Origin of the sequence: Savagea serpentis (assembly GCF_015351395.1) — a bacterium.
Taxonomy (GTDB): domain Bacteria; phylum Bacillota; class Bacilli; order Bacillales_A; family Planococcaceae; genus Savagea; species Savagea serpentis.
Map to the genome: position 1 here is coordinate 203733 of NZ_JADKPV010000001.1, position 19800 is coordinate 223532.

The following is a 19800-nucleotide window of genomic DNA, read 5'->3' on the forward strand; positions in this document are numbered from 1 at the left end:
GGATGAAAGAGATGCAAATACAAGCGCAAATGACCGCTCAAACGAATACGGTAGAACGTCAGCCACTTGCGATGCGAGAAGGACAAGTGTTTCACGGTAAAATCTCACAGTTATTTCCGAACCAAACGGCGCAAATTCAAATTGGCCAACAAGAGATGGTGGCGAAATTAGAAGTGCCGATGAAAGCGGGAGACAGCCATTATTTCCAAGTGGTGAAGACGGAGCCAGAATTGCAATTGCGCGTCATTTCTGAACCACTCTCTTCCGATCCGAAACAATCTTTACAACAATTGATGCAAAATTTAAAATTACCTCAGTCGAAAGAAATGCAACAAATTGTACGTCAAATGCTCGACCAAAAAGTACCGCTCACGCGCGAGCAACTCGTACAAGCGGAACAAATTTTAAAAGCGATGCCACAAGGAAAAGCAGAGCAAGTCGTTCGGGCAGTCGCGCAATTAAATCAATTGCAGTTGCCGATTACAGAAAGCAACGTTCGCAGCTTCATTGCAGTCATGAACCGTGATCCTTTACAAGCGCCTCTCCAACAAGCGATGACGCTCATTATGCAAGATGCTAAAATTCCAGAAGCGATGAAACAACAGCTTGCGGAAGTGTTCCATCGCATCTCGACACCAATCCAACAAGGAGCGCAATCGGTCGTCCATCAAGAAGCACTCCAACAATTGATGACGAAACAAGAAACACCGATGACGCGCATCTTAATGAATGACGTCATCGCACGCATCGTTCAAACACCGACGGGAGAACAGCTGACGCAACTCGCTGCGAAAGGGACGGACGCTCAAATTCATCAAGTGCAACAATTGACGAAAGCACTCCAACAAATATTAGCGTCACCACCTGCAGAACGCCCAGCACAACTGACACAACTTGCGCAACAACTTCCGCAAATGACGACATTGCAGCCTGCGACAGTGGAACAGTTGAGCGCTCAACTGCAAAGAGCGATCACTGCTTTAACAGCACAAACGAGTACGGGGCAACCTGTGCTTCAAGAAAATGCACCACAACAACTCGTTCAGCAAATGATTCAGACGTTAACGCAAGAGGCGCATGCTTTGAAACAAACGGCACCGCTCACAACATCGACCGAACAACTCGCAACAGCGGAACGCATCCCACCTCAAGTGATGGAGCGCCTCGTTCAACTCATGCAAGAACCAGGGGCCCAAGCGCGAGCGGAAGCGAACATTATGCAACAGCTTGACGGGGAAGCGATCAAACAAGTGTTGAAACAGACGATCCAACAGCTTGGCCTCAACTATGAAAGTCAAATTCCACGAGCGACACCAGAGCACCTCGCGCAATTGACACAACAGTTGAAACCACAACTCATTCAACTATTGCAAAGCGAAACGCTCACACTACAAACGAAAGAAGCGGTCGAACAACTCGTCGCCCGTATGAATGCGCCAATCATTCAAACGAGTCAAGAGCAATCGCTCCCACAACAAATTATTATGAACGTTCCTCTCGACTTTTTAGGGAAGAAAATTGACGCTACATTGCAATGGTCAGGAAAAATGACAGATGACGGAAAAATCGATGAAAATTACGCACGTATTTTATTTTACTTAAAGTTGGAAACATTAAAGGAAACGATTGTCGATATGCAAGTGCAAAATCGCATCGTCACTTTGACTATTTTTAATGAAACGCCTCATTTACAGAAATTGTCAACTCAGTTTGAAGACCGTCTAAAAGAAGGCTTGGAACAACATCGTTATAAATTGTCGGGGCTATTTTTCAAAACAATTGAAGAGCGCCACGCGCCGAAACCGAAAAAGCAGTCGTTTACCCAACAACCAAAACGTTCAGGAGTGGATATTCGAATATGACGAAACAAGAACGAAGAAAAGAAGCTGTAGCACTAAAATATGATTTGGACACTACAACAGCTCCCGTCGTCGTCGCGAAAGGAAAAGGGCAAGTCGCGGATAACATTTTGCAGAAGGCAAAAGACCACGACGTCCCGATACAAGAGGACCCGACGCTCGTCCAACTGCTTGGGGAACTGGATATTAATGACTCAATCCCGGAAAATCTGTATAATGCAGTCGCTGAAGTGTTTGCCTTTGTTTATAATGTCGATAAAGAAAGAAAAAACAGACTGAATTAATAAAAAATTTCGTTTAACGGACAATTTACAACGCTTCATGTGGACAAAGCAACAGAACTTTATTACAATATAATTGGTAGTACAGATGTTATATATTTGATTGGAGGATGTAAGATGAATATCCATGAATACCAAAGTAAACAATTACTACGTGATTACGGAGTAGCTGTTTCAATGGGACATGTTGCTTTTACGCCAGAAGAGGCTGTAGAAGCTGCAAAAAAACTTAGCACAGACGTTTATGTCGTGAAAGCACAAATTCACGCAGGTGGACGCGGTAAAGCTGGCGGTGTCAAAATCGCAAAATCTTTAGATGAGGTGAAAGGGTACGCTGAAGAATTACTCGGCAAAGTGCTCGTAACGCCACAAACAGGACCAGAAGGTAAAGAAGTACAACGTTTGCTCGTTGAAGAAGGTTCTAACATCGAGAAAGAATATTACATCAGCTTAATCGTAGACCGTGCAACAGACTCAGTCGTTTTAATGGGTTCTGAAGAAGGCGGTATGGACATCGAGGAAGTAGCTGAAGCAACTCCTGAAAAGATCTTCAAAGAAGTAATCGATCCAGTTGTTGGACTTACAGGTTTCCAAGCTCGTCGTATGGCATTCAACATGAACATTCCGACACACTTAGTAAATAAAGCAGCGAAATTCATGCTCGGTCTTTACGATGTATTCATCGACAAAGACGCTTCAATCGTTGAAATCAACCCACTCGTTGTAACGAAAGAAGACGAAGTAATGGCGCTTGATGCGAAATTCAACTTCGACGAGAACGGTCTTTTCCGTCATAAAGACATTCAAGAATTACGCGACTTAACAGAAGAAGATGAAAAAGAAATTGAAGCTTCTAAGTATGACTTAAGCTATATTTCTTTAGATGGTAATATCGGATGTATGGTTAACGGTGCTGGACTCGCAATGGCGACGATGGACACGATTAACTATTACGGCGGTTCACCGGCTAACTTCCTTGACGTTGGGGGCGGCGCGACTGCTGAAAAAGTGACAGAAGCATTCAAAATCATCCTTTCAGATGAGAACGTAAAAGGAATCTTCGTTAACATTTTCGGTGGAATTATGAAATGTGACGTTATTGCTGAAGGTGTCATCGCAGCTGTGAAAGAAGTACAACTTCAAGTTCCACTCGTCGTACGTTTAGAAGGTACAAACGTTGACCGTGGTAAGCAATTATTGAACGAGTCTGGACTCGCAATCACTCCAGCAGACACAATGGCAGACGGTGCACAAAAAATCGTTGAGCTCGTAGGGTAAGAAAGGCAGGGTAAACTGATGAGTATTTATATTAATAAAGATACAAAAGTAATCGTACAAGGTATCACAGGTTCTACTGCTCTTTTCCACACAGAGCAAATGTTAGAATACGGAACAAAAATTGTCGGTGGTGTAACACCTGGTAAAGGTGGAACAGAAGCGGCAGGCGTACCTGTTTTCAACACAGTTGAAGAAGCGGTAAAAGCAACAGGCGCAACAGTTTCAGTTATTTACGTACCAGCTCCATTCGCAGCGGATGCGATCTTGGAAGCAACGGACGCAGGACTTGATATGGCAATCTGTATTACAGAGCACATTCCAGTTCTCGACATGGTTAAAGTTAAACGTTATATGGAAGGCAAAAATACACGCTTAATCGGACCGAACTGCCCAGGTGTTATCACGGCAGACGAATGTAAAATTGGTATTATGCCAGGATACATTCATACAAAAGGTCACGTAGGTGTTGTATCACGTTCTGGTACATTAACGTATGAAGCAACTCACCAATTATCAGAAGCTGGAATCGGTCAGACGACAGCAGTTGGTATCGGTGGAGACCCAGTCAACGGTACAAACTTCATCGACGTTTTAAAAGAATTTAACGAAGATCCAGAAACTTACGCAGTTGTCATGATCGGTGAGATCGGTGGAACAGCGGAAGAAGAAGCAGCTGAATGGGTGAAAGCGAACATGACGAAACCAGTCGTTGGCTTTATCGGTGGTCAAACTGCACCTCCTGGAAAACGTATGGGACACGCTGGTGCGATCATCTCAGGCGGTAAAGGAACAGCAGCTGAAAAAATTAAAGCATTGAACGCAGCAGGTATTCAAGTTGCGGACACACCATCAGTAATCGGTGAAACTTTAATTAAAGTATTAAAAGAAGAAGGTTTATACGACAAGTGTAAAACTCACTAATTTATAAAAAATACCCCTCAATCGAATCGGTTGAGGGGTATTTTGCGTTCAATCAAATAATGAGAAAGGAGAAAAAAGAGCATGAATTTCAAACAATTTATCGTGTTCCTTCATTATATAACGCAGAGAGATTATCGGTTTTTTCAACCACTCTTTAAATATTATGCAAATGTAGAAGAAGAAATAAAAACAGTGGAAGAGTGGCTCGATATACCAATTGTTATGAAAGAAAAAGAAGAATGGATTGAAAGAGCGCAACAATTTTCGATAGAGGCGTATGAACGTCAATTAGAAGAGGCGCATATTCAAGTCATTGCCTACACACATCCTCTTTATCCGCCCTTTTTACGTCATACATTTGACCCGCCTGCTTTACTTTATGCGCAAGGCGACGTAAGCTTATTAACATCTGCTATGATTGGGATTATAGGCTCGCGTAAGGCGACGTCATACAGCGCAGAAGGGATTCGCACACTTATGCCTATTTTGGCAGACGAACGCTATACAGTCGTGTCAGGAATGGCACAGGGGGCAGATGCGATGGCTCACGAAGAAGCGATTCGACAAAAAGTGCGAACGATTGCAGTTTTAGGACATGGCATGTACAATACATATCCGAAACATCATCGAGCGTTACAACGACATTTACAATCGCATGAGCTCATTATTTCAGAATACCCGCCATCGATGCAACCAAGACGTTGGATGTTTCCGAAACGCAATCGCATTATTGCAGGAATGAGTGAAAGTATCATCGTCACTGAAGCGAAAATAAAAAGTGGCACAATGAGCACGGTTGACTATGCATTATCGCATGGACGTACGATTTTCGCTTATCCAGGGCCGTTTACAAACCCGCTTCATGAAGGGCCGAATGCTTTAATTGAACAAGGGGCGATTCCGGTCATTTCACCGACACAATTTCAAGAAATGCTGCGAAAAGAGCGAGAAATAAATCGTGGAATATACAATAATGGTTGATTTTCCATTGAAACTGTTATACATTTTGCAACAGAAGTGAAAAGTAGACGAATAGGTCGATTCATTGAAATACAAACAGAATGACAAACTTCTACTACTGGGGAGGATATGTGTACATGGCAGACAATTTAGTCATCGTCGAGTCGCCAGCAAAGGCAAAGACGATTGAAAAATATTTAGGAAAACGTTACACAGTAAAAGCGTCTTTAGGACATTTGCGCGATTTACCACGCAGTCAAATGGGCGTTGATACCGAAAACAATTATGAGCCGAAATATATTACGATTCGTGGTAAAGGGCCGATCTTACAAGATTTACGTAAAGAAGCAAAAAAAGCGAAGAAAATTTATCTCGCAGCTGACCCGGATCGCGAAGGAGAAGCGATCGCTTGGCATTTAGCGAATCAATTAGGTGTAGACATCGATTCAGATTGCCGCGTCGTCTTTAACGAAATTACGAAAGATGCTGTGAAAAATTCATTTAAAACACCGCGTCCGATCGATATGGACTTAGTCGATGCACAACAGGCGCGCCGTATTTTAGACCGCCTCGTCGGATACAACATTAGTCCGATTTTATGGAAGAAAGTTAAAAAAGGTCTTTCAGCTGGACGTGTGCAATCTGTCGCACTTCGATTGATTATCGACCGTGAAAATGAAATTAATGCATTCATTCCAGAAGAATATTGGAGCATTACGGCGCAATTTGAAAAAGATCAAACGAAATTTGACGCAGCTTTCTATGGAACGGATGAAAAGAAACTTAAATTATCGAATGAACAAGAAGTGCAAAATGTCTTAAAAGCCATAGAAGGCAATCCTTTCGAAGTGATGAAAGTTGTAAAAAAAGAACGTCGTCGTAATCCGGCATTGCCCTTTACAACATCATCGCTTCAACAAGAAGCGGCGCGCAAATTAAACTTTCGCGCACGAAAAACGATGATGCTCGCGCAACAATTGTATGAAGGAATTCCGCTTGGCCGTGCAGGAACAGTCGGACTGATCTCTTACATGCGTACCGACTCGACACGTATTTCGGATACAGCGAAAGAAGAAGCAAAAACATTTATCGAAACGATGTACGGAGAAGAGTTTATCCCAACGGAGAAAAAAGAAACGAAATCGAAAAGTAATGCTCAAGATGCGCACGAAGCAGTACGTCCAACTTCTGTAGAGCGCACACCAGCTGCGATGAAGCAATATTTATCGCGCGACCAACTCCGTTTATACAAGCTCATTTGGGAGCGATTCGTCGCAAGTCAAATGGCTCCAGCAATTCTTGATACGGTCGCAGTTGATTTAATGAATAATGATTATAAATTCCGTGCGAACGGTTCACAAGTGAAGTTCCCCGGATTTATGAAAGTATACATTGAAGGCAATGACGATGCGACAGAACAACCTGTCGATGAAAAAATGTTGCCAGAACTTGTAGAAGAAGAACAGCTAAAAAGTGAAGAAATCGAACCGAAACAACATTTCACACAACCACCTCCGAGATATTCGGAAGCGCGTCTTGTGAAGACGTTAGAAGAACTCGGAATCGGTCGTCCGTCAACATACGCTCCAACACTCGATACGATTCAAAAGCGCGGTTACGTCACGCTCGATGCGCGTCGCTTCGTACCGACGGAACTCGGTGTAATCGTCCACGAGGCGGTCAATGAATATTTCCCGGATATTATCGATATCGAGTTTACCGCGAGTATGGAAAATGATTTAGACCGTATTGAAGAAGGTGAAATCGCTTGGAAAGAAGTGATTGACGCATTTTATACGGAATTCGAAAAGCATGTTGAAAAAGCGGATGCTGAAATGGAAAAAATCGAAATTAAAGACGAGCCTGCTGGAGAAGATTGTGAAAAGTGCGGTTCTGAAATGGTATATAAAATGGGACGTTACGGGAAGTTTATGGCCTGTTCAAACTTCCCGGAATGTCGCAATACGAAAGCAATTGTGAAGAAAATTGATGTGAAATGCCCGACATGTAAAGAAGGGGAAGTCGTCGAACGAAAAAGTAAAAAGCGTCGTATTTTCTACGGTTGTGACCAATATCCAGAGTGTGAATACGTATCGTGGGATAAGCCGATCGCACGTGCTTGTCCGAAATGTAATGAACAGACACTTGTCGAAAAGCGCTTGAAAAAAGGCGTACAAGTACAATGTACAAATGAAGAATGTGACTATAAAGAAGAACCACAAGAATAGAAAGTAGGGGAAAATATGCAAGTTGTAAACGTAATTGGTGCCGGGCTCGCGGGAAGTGAAGCGGCTTGGCAGCTTGCAAATCGCGGCGTACAAGTTCGCTTGTACGAAATGCGACCAGTGAAGCAGACGCCTGCTCACCATACCGATCAATTCGCAGAGCTCGTCTGCAGTAACTCGCTTCGTGCGAATCAGTTGACGAATGCGGTAGGGATTTTAAAAGAAGAAATGCGAAAGTTGGATTCTTTAATTATTCGTGCGGCAGATGCATGTGCCGTTCCAGCAGGGGGAGCACTTGCGGTGGATCGCCATGAATTTTCGGCGAACGTTACGAAGGCGTTGAAAGAACATCCGAATATTACAGTGTTGAATGAAGAAGTGACGATGATTCCGACAGAAGGTATTACAATTATCGCAACGGGTCCGTTAACATCTGAAGCGTTAACGGAACAAATTCAAACACTCACTGGAGAGACAGACCTTTACTTTTACGACGCTGCAGCACCAATCGTCACGAAAGAGTCGCTCGATATGGATAAAGTCTATTTAAAATCGCGTTATGATAAAGGGGAAGCCGCTTATTTAAACTGTGCGATGACGAAAGAAGAATTTGATCGTTTCCACGAAGCATTAATTGAAGCGGAAGTCGCACCGATGAAAGATTTTGAGAAGAACTTATTTTTCGAAGCGTGTATGCCAGTCGAAGTACTCGCAAAACGTGGCGAAAAAACATTATTATTCGGTCCGATGAAGCCAGTAGGACTCGAAGATCCAAAGACAGGCGAAACACCGTATGCTGTCGTTCAATTGCGTCAAGATGACGGGGCGGGGACTCTATATAACATTGTCGGTTTCCAGACGCAATTGAAATGGGGCGAACAGAAAAAAGTGTTATCGCTCATCCCAGGTCTTGAAAATGTCGATATCGTTCGTTACGGTGTTATGCATCGAAATACATTTATGAACGCACCGAAAATTTTGACGCCGACGTACCAAATGCGTCAACATCCGAATTTGTTTTTCGCAGGTCAAATGACAGGAGTAGAAGGTTATGTAGAATCGGCTGCTTCTGGTTTAGTCGCAGGAATGAATGCTGCACGTTTAGCGCAAGGAGAATTGCTCTACCGTATGCCAGACGAAACGGCAATCGGGAGCTTAGCTCGCTATATTACGGAAGCGAACCCAGATAATTTCCAACCGATGAATGTCAACTTCGGTTTATTCCCACCACTTGAAAAACGTATTCGTTCAAAAGCAGAACGCGCTGAGAAATATGCAGAGCGTGCATTAGCATCGATGGATGAATTTGTTACAACACTCAATCAGTAGGAAGTGATCCCTTTCTCAATGGAGAGAAAGGGATTTTCCGTGTTAATTACTGGTGAAATATGTACGCGTGAAAAAGACACATATAATTTTCAAGAAGATGACGCTTACAAAGACAAACGTTCAAATGTTAATTAATTGATAAAAATGACGAAATAGCCTAAAATTGTGACGTAGTAATGAACAGTACACAAAGAAGTCTGACCACCGCATTGAAATAGTTGCGAAAATTAAGACCTTTCATGTATAGTATTCAATGGACTGACGGAAAATCGAGGTGATCGTATGGAATTCGAGCCATTAAAGCAAGAATTTCTTAACTATATGCGTATTGAAAAAAACTATGCATTGTATACGATTCAAGAATATATGAGCGATATTGAACAATTTGGTTCTTTTTTGCAGCGTCAACAACTTCATTTATCACAATTGACGTATCAAGAAGCGCGTCTATACGTGACGGAATTGTATGATGTAGGACTCGCTCGTGCGACCGTAGCACGCAAAATTACATCGATTCGAACTTTCCTCAATTATGCAAAAAAAACATATGGCATTGACAATCAAGCCTTTCAACTTTTATATCATCCGAAAAAAGAAGAACGATTACCTTCTTTTTTTTATGAGGAAGAATTGGAAGCTCTTTTTGCGTCATTGCATGGAGAAAGTCGAAAGATGATTCGAGACCGTGCTTTAGTAGAGATGTTATATGCGACTGGAATGCGAGTAGGAGAACTTGTCGCACTGGAAGTCTCACATGTCGATCTCGATTACGGTATCGTCCGGGTTATGGGAAAAGGACGGAAAGAACGTTACGTACCTTTTGGTAGTTTCGCACAAGATGCACTCTGCCTATATATAGAAGAAACTCGTCAAAGTTTGATGAAAAGAGAACAACATCCATTTCTTTTCGTCAATATGAAAGGTGCACCGATTACAGAACGGGGTGTGCGGTATATTTTAACTCAATTGATGAAAGAGGCAGCACTCGACGGCAAGCTTTACCCACATAAATTACGTCACACTTTCGCAACCCATTTATTAAACAATGGAGCAGACTTACGCGTCGTTCAAGAATTACTCGGACATCAAAGCTTAGCGGCGACTCAAAAGTATACGCATGTGACGACGAGTCGTTTAAAAGAAGTGCTCGATCGGACACATCCGCGAGCGTAAGGAGGAAGAATAGATGGAATTTCACGCAACAACAATTTTTGCCATTCATCATAAAGGGCAAGTCGCGATGAGTGGGGACGGCCAAGTGACAATGGGCAATGCCGTCATCATGAAAAATACAGCACGAAAAGTACGTAAATTACACAATGGTAAGGTGCTTGCAGGTTTTGCAGGTTCGGTCGCCGATGCCTTTACATTATTCGAGCGTTTCGAACAAAAGTTAAACGAGTACAATGGTCAATTAGAGCGTTCTGCAGTAGAGCTCGCAAAAGAGTGGCGGGGAGACCGTGCGCTTCGCAAATTAGAAGCGTTACTCATCGTCATGAATGAAGAGCAATTATTATTAGTGTCAGGGACTGGGGAAGTGATCGCTCCTGATGATGGTGTGCTTGCCATTGGTTCAGGAGGCAACTATGCACTCGCAGCAGGTCGCGCATTGAAAAAGTATAGTGGAGACTCCTTGAATGCTGAACAAATTGCGCGTGCGTCGCTTGAAACCGCATCGGAATTATGTGTTTATACGAACAATCACATCATTGTGGAGGTGCTGTAATGACGAAACAAGAACAGTATACACCGAGACAGTTAACCGAATATTTAGATAAGTATATCATTGGTCAAGATGAGGCGAAACGAGCAATTGCAGTAGCGGTAAGGAATCGTTATCGCCGTATGCGTCTGCCTGAAGAAGTGCGAGAGGAAGTCATCCCGAAAAATATTTTAATGATTGGTCCAACAGGAGTAGGTAAGACGGAGATTGCTCGTCGTATGGCAAAGTTTATCGAAGCGCCATTCATTAAAGTAGAAGCGACTAAGTTTACGGAAGTCGGTTATGTCGGGCGTGATGTTGAATCCATTATCCGCGATTTAGTAGAAGTATCCATTCGTCTCGTGAAAGAAAAAATGCGTGAAGATGTGAAAGAAGAAGCAGTGCGCAATGCCGAAAAACGACTGATAGAATTACTCGTCCCAAAAAAGAAACAGAAAAAACAACAAGGGATGACGAACCCATTTGAGATGTTATTTGGCCAACAGCAAGAAGAACAGGAAGACCCACAAGAAGAAACCGAACGCAAGCGGAAACGCTCTGAAATCGGTGCGATGTTGCGAATCGGGAAGCTTGAAGAAGAACTTGTAGAACTCGACGTAGCGATGCCACAATCGAATGTGCTCGGCATGATGCCGGGTGCAAACGCTGAGCAACTCGGTCAACTTCAAGATGCATTGTCTTCCATCATGCCGACCCAGACGGCGAAGCGTACGATGAAAGTGAAAGATGCACGTAAAGTGTTAGAAGAGGAAGAAGCAGACAAGCTATTAGATGAAGGAAAAGTAGCGCGCCTTGCGATTGAATTGACTGAACAATCCGGGATTGTCTTCATCGACGAATTCGATAAAATTGCAAGTCGTAGCGGAGCACAACAATCTCAAGATGTATCGCGTGAAGGTGTGCAAAGAGATATTTTACCGATTGTCGAAGGATCACAAGTGACGACGAAATACGGTGTCGTTCGCACAGATTTCATCTTGTTCATCGCAGCGGGTGCATTCCATATTTCGAAACCATCGGATATCATACCCGAATTGCAAGGACGCTTCCCGATTCGAGTGGAGCTTAATAAATTAAAAGTGGAACATTTCGAACGTATTTTGCGCGAACCTGCACATTCTTTATTGCGTCAATACGAGCAATTGCTCGCAACGGAAGAAGTGATGATTCGTTTTGAGGATGAGGCGATCAGTCGTCTTGCTGAAATTGCTTACGAAGTGAACGATTCAACAGAAAACATCGGAGCGCGACGCCTTCATACGATCATGGAAAAATTGCTTGAACAATTATCATTCGAAGCGCCGGATATCGCACCGACTGAAGTGCTCATCACCCGTCCATATGTCGATGAAAAACTTCAAAAAATTGTCGGAGATGAAGACCTTTCACGATTTATTTTGTAAATTCAAACAAATGAGTTTATTTCGACAATTAAAAGAGTTAAAATGGAAAGAGATTGTATATAGAGAGTTCGTTTTATAACGATTAGGAGGAAAATATAACATGTCATTGCTAGCGAAAACACGAAAAATTAACGCAATGCTTCAAGAAAAAGCAGGAAAGCCTGTCAACTTTAAAGAAATGGCGGAACAATTGAGTGACGTTATTAACTGTAACGCATTCATCGTCAGCCGTAAGGGGAAATTACTCGGCCTTGAGATTCATCAGAAGATTGAAAACGAAAGAATTAAACGTATGTTTGAAGAGAAAAAATTCCCTGAAGACTATACGACGCGTTTATTCACCATTCACGAAACATCACCAAATATCGGAATCGATAGTGAATATACGGCCTTTCCTGTAGAGAACAAAGAGTTATTCCAAAATGGTTTAACGACAATTGTTCCTATTATCGGTGGAGGGGAACGTCTCGGAACACTCATTTTAGCACGTATGGATGAGGAGTTTACAGAAGACGATCTCATTTTAGCAGAGTACGGTGCAACGGTTGTCGGAATGGAAATTTTACGTGAAAAATCGGAAGAAATCGAAATCGAAGCGCGCAGTAAAGCGGTCGTCCAAATGGCGATCAATTCACTCTCCTATAGTGAGCATGAAGCGATTGAGCACATTTTTAAAGAATTAGATGGCGACGAAGGCTTGCTCGTCGCATCAAAAGTAGCGGATCGTGTAGGTATTACACGTTCAGTAATCGTTAACGCACTTCGCAAATTAGAAAGTGCAGGCGTCATCGAGTCACGTTCGCTCGGTATGAAAGGAACGTATATTAAAGTATTAAACAGCAAATTTTTAGCAGAATTAGAAAAACGCCAAATTTAATGAATGATTATGAGAAGAAAAAGCACTGCATTGTGCTTTTTCTTTTTTCTGATACAATCAATATTTATGTGAGTGAAATATGTAATTGGAAGTAAGTTTTTTCTTTTTGGGAGAAAAGGACTTACTAAAATGTCGTTTTGGGGAGAAGCGGAGAAATCTTTTAGGCATGCGTCAATAGGACTTCGTTTCTTTTCGTTATGTTTAAAAATAAAAAGTATTGAAAAAATAAGTGAACGAGAAAGTATAACATTCTCGGATTGGGTCAAAAAAATAACAAAAAATAAAAATAAAAAATAGTTTAACGATAATAGATATTTGCTATAAAAAGTATGGTATTTCACTAAAAAATAGTCTAAAGACCCAAAAAATGAAGATATCGTGAAAAAACAGTGACTTATATTATGAGAAACGGTATAAAATATCCGTTTAGTATAGACAAATACGCTAATTTTTCGATACAATGACGATAATAGAAAATTTGTGTATGTCCTAATATTTTTAATAATAGCAAGGGGTGAGAGAAAAGATGTTGTTTAGCTCAACAATCCAAAATTTAGAAAAAGGTTTAGATTATGCAGCGCTCACACAAAAAACGATTGCGCAAAATATTGCTAACGTAGATACGCCGAACTATAAATCGAAAGCAGTAAGTTTCCAAGATGTTTTCAATGAAGCAAAAACAAAGCAATTAGAAGCATATCGTACGGACGAACGACATATTCCATTTGCCCGTTCGGGTGAATTAAGTAGTATTCGCACATATATGAAAGCCTATAGACATACGGGCAATGGTGTAGATATGGATAAAGAGCAAGCGAACATGGCGGAGAATCAAATTTACTACAATGCACTCATTGACCGTTTGAATGGTAAATTTAACAGTTTACAACAAGTGATTAAAGGAGGCCGTTAAAGATGACGATTTTCCATAGTATGCAAACGACAGCATCTGCGCTAACTGCACAGCGCTTACGGATGGATGTCATATCATCAAACATGGCGAACATCGATACAACTCGAGCTCGTCGTGTGAATGGTGAGTGGGAACCGTACCGCCGTAAAACAGTAACGATGGCGACAAAAGAAGGACAGTTCACATCGTTCTTTAATGCTGCGGTCGGGAAACAACATAAACATGCAGTAGGCAACGGTGTAGTCGTTTCGCGCATTCGCGAAGATGAGGAGACACCGTTTAAACTTGTCTATGACCCTAGTCATCCAGATGCAGACGATATGGGCTACGTGCGCATGTCCAATGTTGATCCATTGCGTGAGACAATTGATATGATGTCTGCAACGCGTTCGTATGAAGCGAACATCACTGCGTTCAATGCCAACAAGTCCATGTTGATGAAAGCATTAGAAATTGGAAAGTAAATATGAGAAAAGTTTTAAATAAAGGAGGAGAACAAAATGCCTAAAATACAATCTGTGCAAGCGGTCATTCCACCGAAAAATATATTCGAAATTCAGAATGAATCTAAGCAAGTTGAACAATCGTTCGGTACATATTTAAGAGAAGCAATTGCCCAAGTCGATCATATGCAAAAAGTATCTGATGTTAAAACAGGGCAACTCGTCGCGGGTCAAAATGTCGATTTACATAATGTGATGATTGAAGCACAGAAGGCAAATATTGCACTTAGTGCGACGTTGGAAATACGTAATAAAGTAGTAGAAGCATACCAAGAAATTAGTAGAATGCCGCTATAATGTAAAGCGAGGCAACGGGGGATTATGAATGAAAGAAAGAGTAGCGAAAATCAGAGCTGATGTTAGCGAGTTCTGGTCGAAGCGTTCGAAAACCCAAAAAATTGTATACGTTAGTTCTGCGCTTGGAATCATTCTAGTGGCGGCACTGCTCACATTCTTTTTATCGCGAACAGAATATGTTCCGCTGTATAAAGATGTATCACGGGCAGAAGTTGGACGAATGAAAGAGCATTTGGATTCTTTGAATGTTCCGAACGAGATCGCACCAGGGGGTACATCGATTTTAGTACCGAAAGAACGAGTGAATGAATTACTCGTCATGCTGGAGTCAGAGGGCTTCCCGAATTCAGGAACAATTGACTACTCGTTCTTCGCAGATAACGCTGGTTTTGGAACGACAGACAATGAGTTCAATATGTTGAAAGTAGCAACATTACAAACAGAACTCGCTAATTTAATCAAAGGTATTGAAGGAGTGCAAGACGCCTCCGTTATGTTAACTTTGCCAACACCGAGCGTATTCGTTCGGGATGTCAATGAAGATGCTACAGCAGCAATCATGTTAAAGACAAGTCCTGGGCAAGAATTTACAGAAGGACAAATTCGGGCAATGTATAGCCTAGTATCTAAAAGTTTACCCAATTTAGACGTCGAAAACATTACGATTATGAATCAGTTCTCTGAAATTTATGATCAAGTAGACCCAGATAAACATACAGGCACACAACTTGCGGATCAAATGAGTGTGAAAAAGTCAATAGAGCGCGATATTCAACGTCAAGTGCAACAAATGCTCGGCTTAATGATGGGTCACGATAAAGTAGCGGTAACTGTATCGACAGAGGTTGACTTTAAAGCGGAGAACCGTCAAGAGGATATCGTTACACCGGTCGATGAAGAGAATATGGAAGGTATTGCGATGAGCGCTCAACGAATTACGGAGACGTTCACAGGGAATGGTCCAATTGCTGAAGGAACTCCAGAAGGCGGAGACCCGACAGACAATATGACAGATACTTATGGAGCATGGGGCTTCTCTAATGGAGACTACGAACGCTTCGAAGAAACCATTAACAACGAAGTGAACCGTGTGCGTAAAGAAATCGTCGAAAGTCCATACAAAGTACGAGATATTGGAATTCAGGTCATCATCGACCCACCTCGTGATGAAGAGGGGGAAGTGACAGAACTTCCACAAAACTTACAAGATGATGTCGAACAAATTTTAACGACAATCGTTCGCACCTCTATTCATAAAGAAGAAAATATGGAATTGACAGACGAAGTGCTCGCCGAAAAGATCGCTGTGTCGATTCAGCCATTCAATGGCTCGGTAGCATCGCAATTTGGCGATAAAGAAACGAAGATTCCGCTTTGGGTGTACATCGTAGGTATGATTTTACTCATCGTGATCATCGTGTTAGTTATCTTATTCTTACGTAAACGTAAGCGTGAAGAGTTAGAAGAACAACAATTAGCACTGGAGGAGCAAGAAGAGTTAATGGTAGATGATATTAATGATGAACAAGAGACAGAATCGACAGTCCGACGTAAACAACTTGAGAAGATGGCGAGAGAAAAACCAGAAGAATTTGCGAAGTTATTGCGCACTTGGATTTCTGAAGATTGATGGAGGGATAACGAATGGCTAAAAAAGAAGCAGAGATGACAGGACGTCAAAAAGCAGCGTTACTCCTCATCTCTTTAGGACCAGAATTGTCTGCCCAAGTGTTCAAACATTTGGACGAAGATGAGATGGAAAAATTAACGCTCGAAATTTCAGGAGTCAAAAAAGTAGAATCCGAGGTGAAAGATCAAGTCATTGAAGAATTTCATAATATCGCTTTAGCGCAAGATTACATTTCACAAGGCGGTATCGGATATGCGAAAACAGTTCTCGAAAAAGCGCTCGGAAAAGATCATGCGCAAACGATTATTAACCGTTTAACATCATCTTTACAAGTGCGTCCATTCGATTTTGCGAGACGAGCGGATCCAGCTCAAGTGTTGAACTTCATTCAAAACGAACATCCGCAAACGATCGCTTTAATTTTATCTTATTTAGAACCAGAGCAAGCAGGGATGATATTATCGTCTCTCTCTCAAGATGTTCAAGCGGATATCGCAAAGCGGATCGCAACGATGGAATCGACGAGTCCAGAAGTGATTAGCGAAATCGAGTCGGTATTAGAGCGCAAGTTATCATCGACGGTCACACAAGACTTCACAGAAACAGGTGGCGTCGACGCCGTTGTCGAAGTGCTAAATGGTGTGGATCGTTCGACAGAAAAAACGATTCTCGATACGCTCGAAATTCAAGATCCGGAACTTGCAGAAGAAATTCGCAAGCGCATGTTCGTGTTCGAAGATATCGTCACACTCGACAATCGTTCGATTCAACGTATTATTCGCGATTTAGAGAACGAAGATTTAATTTTGTCGATGAAAGTGTCGAGCGAGGAAGTAAAAGAAATTTTATTCCAAAACATGTCATCCCGTATGGCGGAATCGTTCAAAGACGAAATGGAAATTATGGGACCAGTCCGTTTGAAAGATGTTGAAGAAGCTCAATCGCGCATCGTATCGACCATTCGTCGTTTAGAAGACGCGGGTGAAATTATTATCGCACGTGGCGGAGGAGATGACATCATTGTCTAGAATCATCCGTTCATACAAATACGTTCCGGTTGAGAAGAAAGCCCATATTCCGATTCGAACATTTGAGCAAGAACCGATAGAAAAAGATGAAGAAGTCGTCGAAACAATCGACGTCCATGCGCAACGTCAAGCGCTTCAACGAGAGCGTGAAAATATGTTGCGCAAAGTAGAAGTGGAAATTTCCGAAATCCGTTCACAGACAGAACATATGCGACAAATAGCATTAGAGGACATCCACACGATGCGAAAAGCATGGGATGAAGAGAAAGTGCAATTGGAGAAGCAAGCTTATGATGAAGGGTATGAAGCGGGGTACAATCAAGGATTGCAAGAAGCGCACGCAGCGTGGAAAGAAAAGATCGAAGAAGCGAATCGAATTGTCGAGCGAGCTGCAGCGGACGGTGTGAAATACCGTGAAGAGCAAGAGTTTGTCATATTACATATGGCGATGCAGGCAGCTGAACGCATTTTGAATATTACTTTGGAACGCGATGAAGAAGTGTATCTTGACGTTGTAAAGCGTGCTTTGAAAGAAGCGCGTGAAATGAAAGAGATTAAACTTTACGTCTCCCTAAAATATTATGAAGTCGTCAGCCGAAGTCGAGAAGAACTCGTTGAAATTTTCCCTTCAGACATTCCATTTCTCATCTTTGCGAACGATGATTTTGAAGATGAAGAATGTTACATCGAAACGAACCATGGCCGTATCGTCGTGACCATTGATGAACAATTGAAAGTATTGAAAGAGCAACTAATTGAAATATTAGAAAGTGGTGACTGATGAATGAAGAAGGCAGAGCAGCTGATCGATGTCATTCCAAAAATGGAAACATATAAGAAATTCGGACGTGTCGTGCGAGTGGTCGGTCTTATGATTGAGTCGCAAGGTCCGCAATGTTCTGTCGGCGACGTATGCCACATTCATATTCACGATGCCCTACAACCGACGGAAAATTCTACCATTATGGCGGAAGTCGTCGGTTTCCGTGAAGAAATCGTCATCCTTATGCCTTACACACATATTCAAGAAATCGGTAGTGGCTGCCTTGTCGAAAATACGGGCCATCCACTCGAAGTGAAAGTCGGGATGGGCTTGATCGGGCAAGTGCTCGATTCACTAGGTAATCCGATTGATGGGGCTCCTTTACCACGAGGCTTAACGACTGTGAGAACAGAACAAGATCCACCGAACGTCTTAACACGTCCACCGATCAATGCTCCATTATCGGTCGGTGTGAAAGCGATCGATGGGATGTTGACAGTTGGAAACGGTCAACGTGTCGGTATTTTTGCAGGTTCTGGAGTCGGGAAGAGTACGTTGCTCGGCATGATTGCCCGCAACACGGTCGCTGACATTAATGTCATTGCCTTAATTGGAGAGCGTGGTCGTGAAGTACGGGAGTTTATCGAACGAGATCTAGGGCCAGAAGGACTAAAAAAAACGATTGTCGTAGCGGCGACATCCGACCAACCTGCACTCATGCGGATTAAAGGCGCGTTTACAGCGACAGCAATCGCAGAGTACTTCCGTGAGAAAGGCTATAATGTCATGCTTATGATGGACTCTGTCACACGTGTTGCGATGGCACAACGTGAAATTGGACTCGCGGTTGGAGAACCTCCCGCAACGAGAGGATATACTCCTTCTGTATTTGCCATTTTACCGAAATTGCTTGAACGTACAGGAACGAGTGAAAAAGGGGCAATTACCGCATTCTATACGGTGCTCGTCGATGGAGACGATATGAACGAACCGATTGCGGATGCAGTGCGTGGTATTTTAGACGGTCACATTGTCTTAGACCGCACACTTGCCAATAAAGGCCAGTATCCAGCGATTAACGTATTAAAGAGCGTTAGCCGATTGATGAACCATATCGCGTCAGAAGAGCATGTGAAAGCGGCAGAACGTTTGCGTGAACTGTACTATACATACGACAAATCCGAAGATTTAATTAATATCGGAGCTTATAAGCGAGGCACTTCTCGCGAAATTGATGAGGCGATTGAATACGAACCGCTCATTACGAATTTTTTAAAGCAAGGTTTCAGGGATAATATTAGCGCGGAAGATACGGTCAATGAATTGATTACACTTGCCGCAGGAGGTCAAACGACGTGAAACAATATGCGTATCGATTCGAAAATATATTGACGTTTCAAGAACAAAAAAAACTCGATTCTGAAAACGACTATAAACATTCTATCGAAGAATTTGAACGTGTCGCGACTGAACTATATGATTTGCTGAAGAAAAAAGAAGACTTACTCGCAGAGCAAGAAGAAAAATTGAAATACGGCTTTTCGGTTGAAAGCTTACAATACTACGCGCGCTATTTAACACGATTAGAAGAAGAAATCGCACAAAGTCAAAAGAAAGTAATCGAATACCGAGCGAAGATGAACTGGTTTGAAGAAAAATTGCTCGAAGATACGATTGAAGTGCGCAAGTATGAAAAGATGAAAGAACACGATCAACAGTTGTATAAAAAAGAGATGGAACATCTTGAGGCACTTCAACTCGATGAATTGTCAACACAACAGTTTAGTCGAAAGGAAAGCAGGTGGTAACA

Annotated in this window: 19 protein-coding genes; all 19 read left to right on the top strand. The window is 42.3% G+C overall.

Features of this window, described 5'->3' with window-relative positions:
- The first annotated feature begins 11 nt into the window (after positions 1–11).
- Entirely contained in the window at positions 12–1862 is a 1851-nt protein-coding gene (locus IRY55_RS01010) for a hypothetical protein (protein ID WP_194561395.1), read from the top strand.
- Positions 1859–2143, top strand: a complete 285-nt coding sequence (locus IRY55_RS01015) for an EscU/YscU/HrcU family type III secretion system export apparatus switch protein (RefSeq protein WP_194561396.1) — start codon at positions 1859–1861, stop codon at positions 2141–2143. The genes IRY55_RS01010 and IRY55_RS01015 overlap by 4 nt, the downstream gene beginning before the upstream one ends.
- A gap of 114 nt (positions 2144–2257) precedes the next feature.
- Positions 2258–3418 carry an ADP-forming succinate--CoA ligase subunit beta gene (gene sucC / locus IRY55_RS01020; RefSeq protein ID WP_194561397.1) on the top strand — a complete coding sequence of 387 codons (1161 nt, stop codon included), beginning with the start codon at positions 2258–2260 and terminating at the stop codon, positions 3416–3418.
- Positions 3419–3436: 18 nt separating this feature from the next.
- Positions 3437–4339 (top strand): succinate--CoA ligase subunit alpha, encoded by a 903-nt coding sequence (sucD, locus tag IRY55_RS01025; RefSeq protein ID WP_194561398.1) that lies wholly within the window; start codon positions 3437–3439, stop codon positions 4337–4339.
- Positions 4340–4420: 81 nt separating this feature from the next.
- On the top strand, positions 4421–5320 hold the full coding sequence (dprA, locus tag IRY55_RS01030; RefSeq protein ID WP_194561399.1) for a DNA-processing protein DprA: 900 nt from the start codon (positions 4421–4423) through the stop codon (positions 5318–5320).
- 116 nt (positions 5321–5436) lie between these two features.
- The gene (gene topA / locus IRY55_RS01035; RefSeq protein ID WP_194561400.1) at positions 5437–7527 is read left to right on the top strand and encodes a type I DNA topoisomerase; all 2091 of its coding nucleotides are present in this window, start codon (positions 5437–5439) and stop codon (positions 7525–7527) included.
- Between the two features lie 15 nt (positions 7528–7542).
- Positions 7543–8853, top strand: a complete 1311-nt coding sequence (gene trmFO, locus IRY55_RS01040; protein WP_194561401.1) for an FADH(2)-oxidizing methylenetetrahydrofolate--tRNA-(uracil(54)-C(5))-methyltransferase TrmFO — start codon at positions 7543–7545, stop codon at positions 8851–8853.
- A gap of 282 nt (positions 8854–9135) precedes the next feature.
- On the top strand, positions 9136–10026 hold the full coding sequence (locus IRY55_RS01045; RefSeq protein ID WP_194561402.1) for a tyrosine recombinase XerC: 891 nt from the start codon (positions 9136–9138) through the stop codon (positions 10024–10026).
- A 13-nt stretch (positions 10027–10039) separates the two neighbouring features.
- Positions 10040–10579, top strand: a complete 540-nt coding sequence (gene hslV, locus IRY55_RS01050) for an ATP-dependent protease subunit HslV (RefSeq protein ID WP_194561403.1) — start codon at positions 10040–10042, stop codon at positions 10577–10579.
- The gene (gene hslU / locus IRY55_RS01055; protein ID WP_194561404.1) at positions 10579–11979 is read left to right on the top strand and encodes an ATP-dependent protease ATPase subunit HslU; all 1401 of its coding nucleotides are present in this window, start codon (positions 10579–10581) and stop codon (positions 11977–11979) included. Before hslV ends, hslU begins: the two co-directional genes overlap by 1 nt.
- Positions 11980–12079: 100 nt before the next feature.
- A complete protein-coding gene (gene codY, locus IRY55_RS01060; protein ID WP_194561405.1) occupies positions 12080–12856 on the top strand; it encodes a GTP-sensing pleiotropic transcriptional regulator CodY in 777 nt (258 codons plus the stop codon).
- Positions 12857–13382: 526 nt separating this feature from the next.
- Positions 13383–13769 carry a flagellar basal body rod protein FlgB gene (gene flgB / locus IRY55_RS01065; protein WP_194561406.1) on the top strand — a complete coding sequence of 129 codons (387 nt, stop codon included), beginning with the start codon at positions 13383–13385 and terminating at the stop codon, positions 13767–13769.
- A gap of 2 nt (positions 13770–13771) precedes the next feature.
- Entirely contained in the window at positions 13772–14233 is a 462-nt protein-coding gene (gene flgC, locus IRY55_RS01070; protein ID WP_194561407.1) for a flagellar basal body rod protein FlgC, read from the top strand.
- Positions 14234–14269: 36 nt separating this feature from the next.
- Positions 14270–14569 (top strand): flagellar hook-basal body complex protein FliE, encoded by a 300-nt coding sequence (gene fliE / locus IRY55_RS01075; RefSeq protein WP_194561408.1) that lies wholly within the window; start codon positions 14270–14272, stop codon positions 14567–14569.
- A gap of 28 nt (positions 14570–14597) precedes the next feature.
- Positions 14598–16199 carry a flagellar basal-body MS-ring/collar protein FliF gene (gene fliF / locus IRY55_RS01080; RefSeq protein ID WP_194561409.1) on the top strand — a complete coding sequence of 534 codons (1602 nt, stop codon included), beginning with the start codon at positions 14598–14600 and terminating at the stop codon, positions 16197–16199.
- A 14-nt stretch (positions 16200–16213) separates the two neighbouring features.
- On the top strand, positions 16214–17227 hold the full coding sequence (gene fliG, locus IRY55_RS01085) for a flagellar motor switch protein FliG (protein ID WP_194561410.1): 1014 nt from the start codon (positions 16214–16216) through the stop codon (positions 17225–17227).
- On the top strand, positions 17220–18008 hold the full coding sequence (gene fliH, locus IRY55_RS01090; protein WP_194561411.1) for a flagellar assembly protein FliH: 789 nt from the start codon (positions 17220–17222) through the stop codon (positions 18006–18008). Before fliG ends, fliH begins: the two co-directional genes overlap by 8 nt.
- Positions 18009–18011: 3 nt before the next feature.
- On the top strand, positions 18012–19349 hold the full coding sequence (gene fliI / locus IRY55_RS01095) for a flagellar protein export ATPase FliI (protein WP_194561412.1): 1338 nt from the start codon (positions 18012–18014) through the stop codon (positions 19347–19349).
- Positions 19346–19798, top strand: a complete 453-nt coding sequence (gene fliJ / locus IRY55_RS01100) for a flagellar export protein FliJ (protein WP_194561413.1) — start codon at positions 19346–19348, stop codon at positions 19796–19798. Before fliI ends, fliJ begins: the two co-directional genes overlap by 4 nt.
- Positions 19799–19800: the final 2 nt, after the last annotated feature.

Bases quoted from the DNA above. Each gene is read 5' to 3' on its own strand.
- IRY55_RS01010 (WP_194561395.1), top strand. From the start codon at position 12: ATGCAAATACAAGCGCAAATGACCGCTCAAACGAATACGGTAGAACGT.
- IRY55_RS01015 (WP_194561396.1), top strand. From the start codon at position 1,859: ATGACGAAACAAGAACGAAGAAAAGAAGCTGTAGCACTAAAATATGAT.
- sucC (WP_194561397.1), top strand. From the start codon at position 2,258: ATGAATATCCATGAATACCAAAGTAAACAATTACTACGTGATTACGGA.
- sucD (WP_194561398.1), top strand. From the start codon at position 3,437: ATGAGTATTTATATTAATAAAGATACAAAAGTAATCGTACAAGGTATC.
- dprA (WP_194561399.1), top strand. From the start codon at position 4,421: ATGAATTTCAAACAATTTATCGTGTTCCTTCATTATATAACGCAGAGA.
- topA (WP_194561400.1), top strand. From the start codon at position 5,437: ATGGCAGACAATTTAGTCATCGTCGAGTCGCCAGCAAAGGCAAAGACG.
- trmFO (WP_194561401.1), top strand. From the start codon at position 7,543: ATGCAAGTTGTAAACGTAATTGGTGCCGGGCTCGCGGGAAGTGAAGCG.
- IRY55_RS01045 (WP_194561402.1), top strand. From the start codon at position 9,136: ATGGAATTCGAGCCATTAAAGCAAGAATTTCTTAACTATATGCGTATT.
- hslV (WP_194561403.1), top strand. From the start codon at position 10,040: ATGGAATTTCACGCAACAACAATTTTTGCCATTCATCATAAAGGGCAA.
- hslU (WP_194561404.1), top strand. From the start codon at position 10,579: ATGACGAAACAAGAACAGTATACACCGAGACAGTTAACCGAATATTTA.
- codY (WP_194561405.1), top strand. From the start codon at position 12,080: ATGTCATTGCTAGCGAAAACACGAAAAATTAACGCAATGCTTCAAGAA.
- flgB (WP_194561406.1), top strand. From the start codon at position 13,383: ATGTTGTTTAGCTCAACAATCCAAAATTTAGAAAAAGGTTTAGATTAT.
- flgC (WP_194561407.1), top strand. From the start codon at position 13,772: ATGACGATTTTCCATAGTATGCAAACGACAGCATCTGCGCTAACTGCA.
- fliE (WP_194561408.1), top strand. From the start codon at position 14,270: ATGCCTAAAATACAATCTGTGCAAGCGGTCATTCCACCGAAAAATATA.
- fliF (WP_194561409.1), top strand. From the start codon at position 14,598: ATGAAAGAAAGAGTAGCGAAAATCAGAGCTGATGTTAGCGAGTTCTGG.
- fliG (WP_194561410.1), top strand. From the start codon at position 16,214: ATGGCTAAAAAAGAAGCAGAGATGACAGGACGTCAAAAAGCAGCGTTA.
- fliI (WP_194561412.1), top strand. From the start codon at position 18,012: ATGAAGAAGGCAGAGCAGCTGATCGATGTCATTCCAAAAATGGAAACA.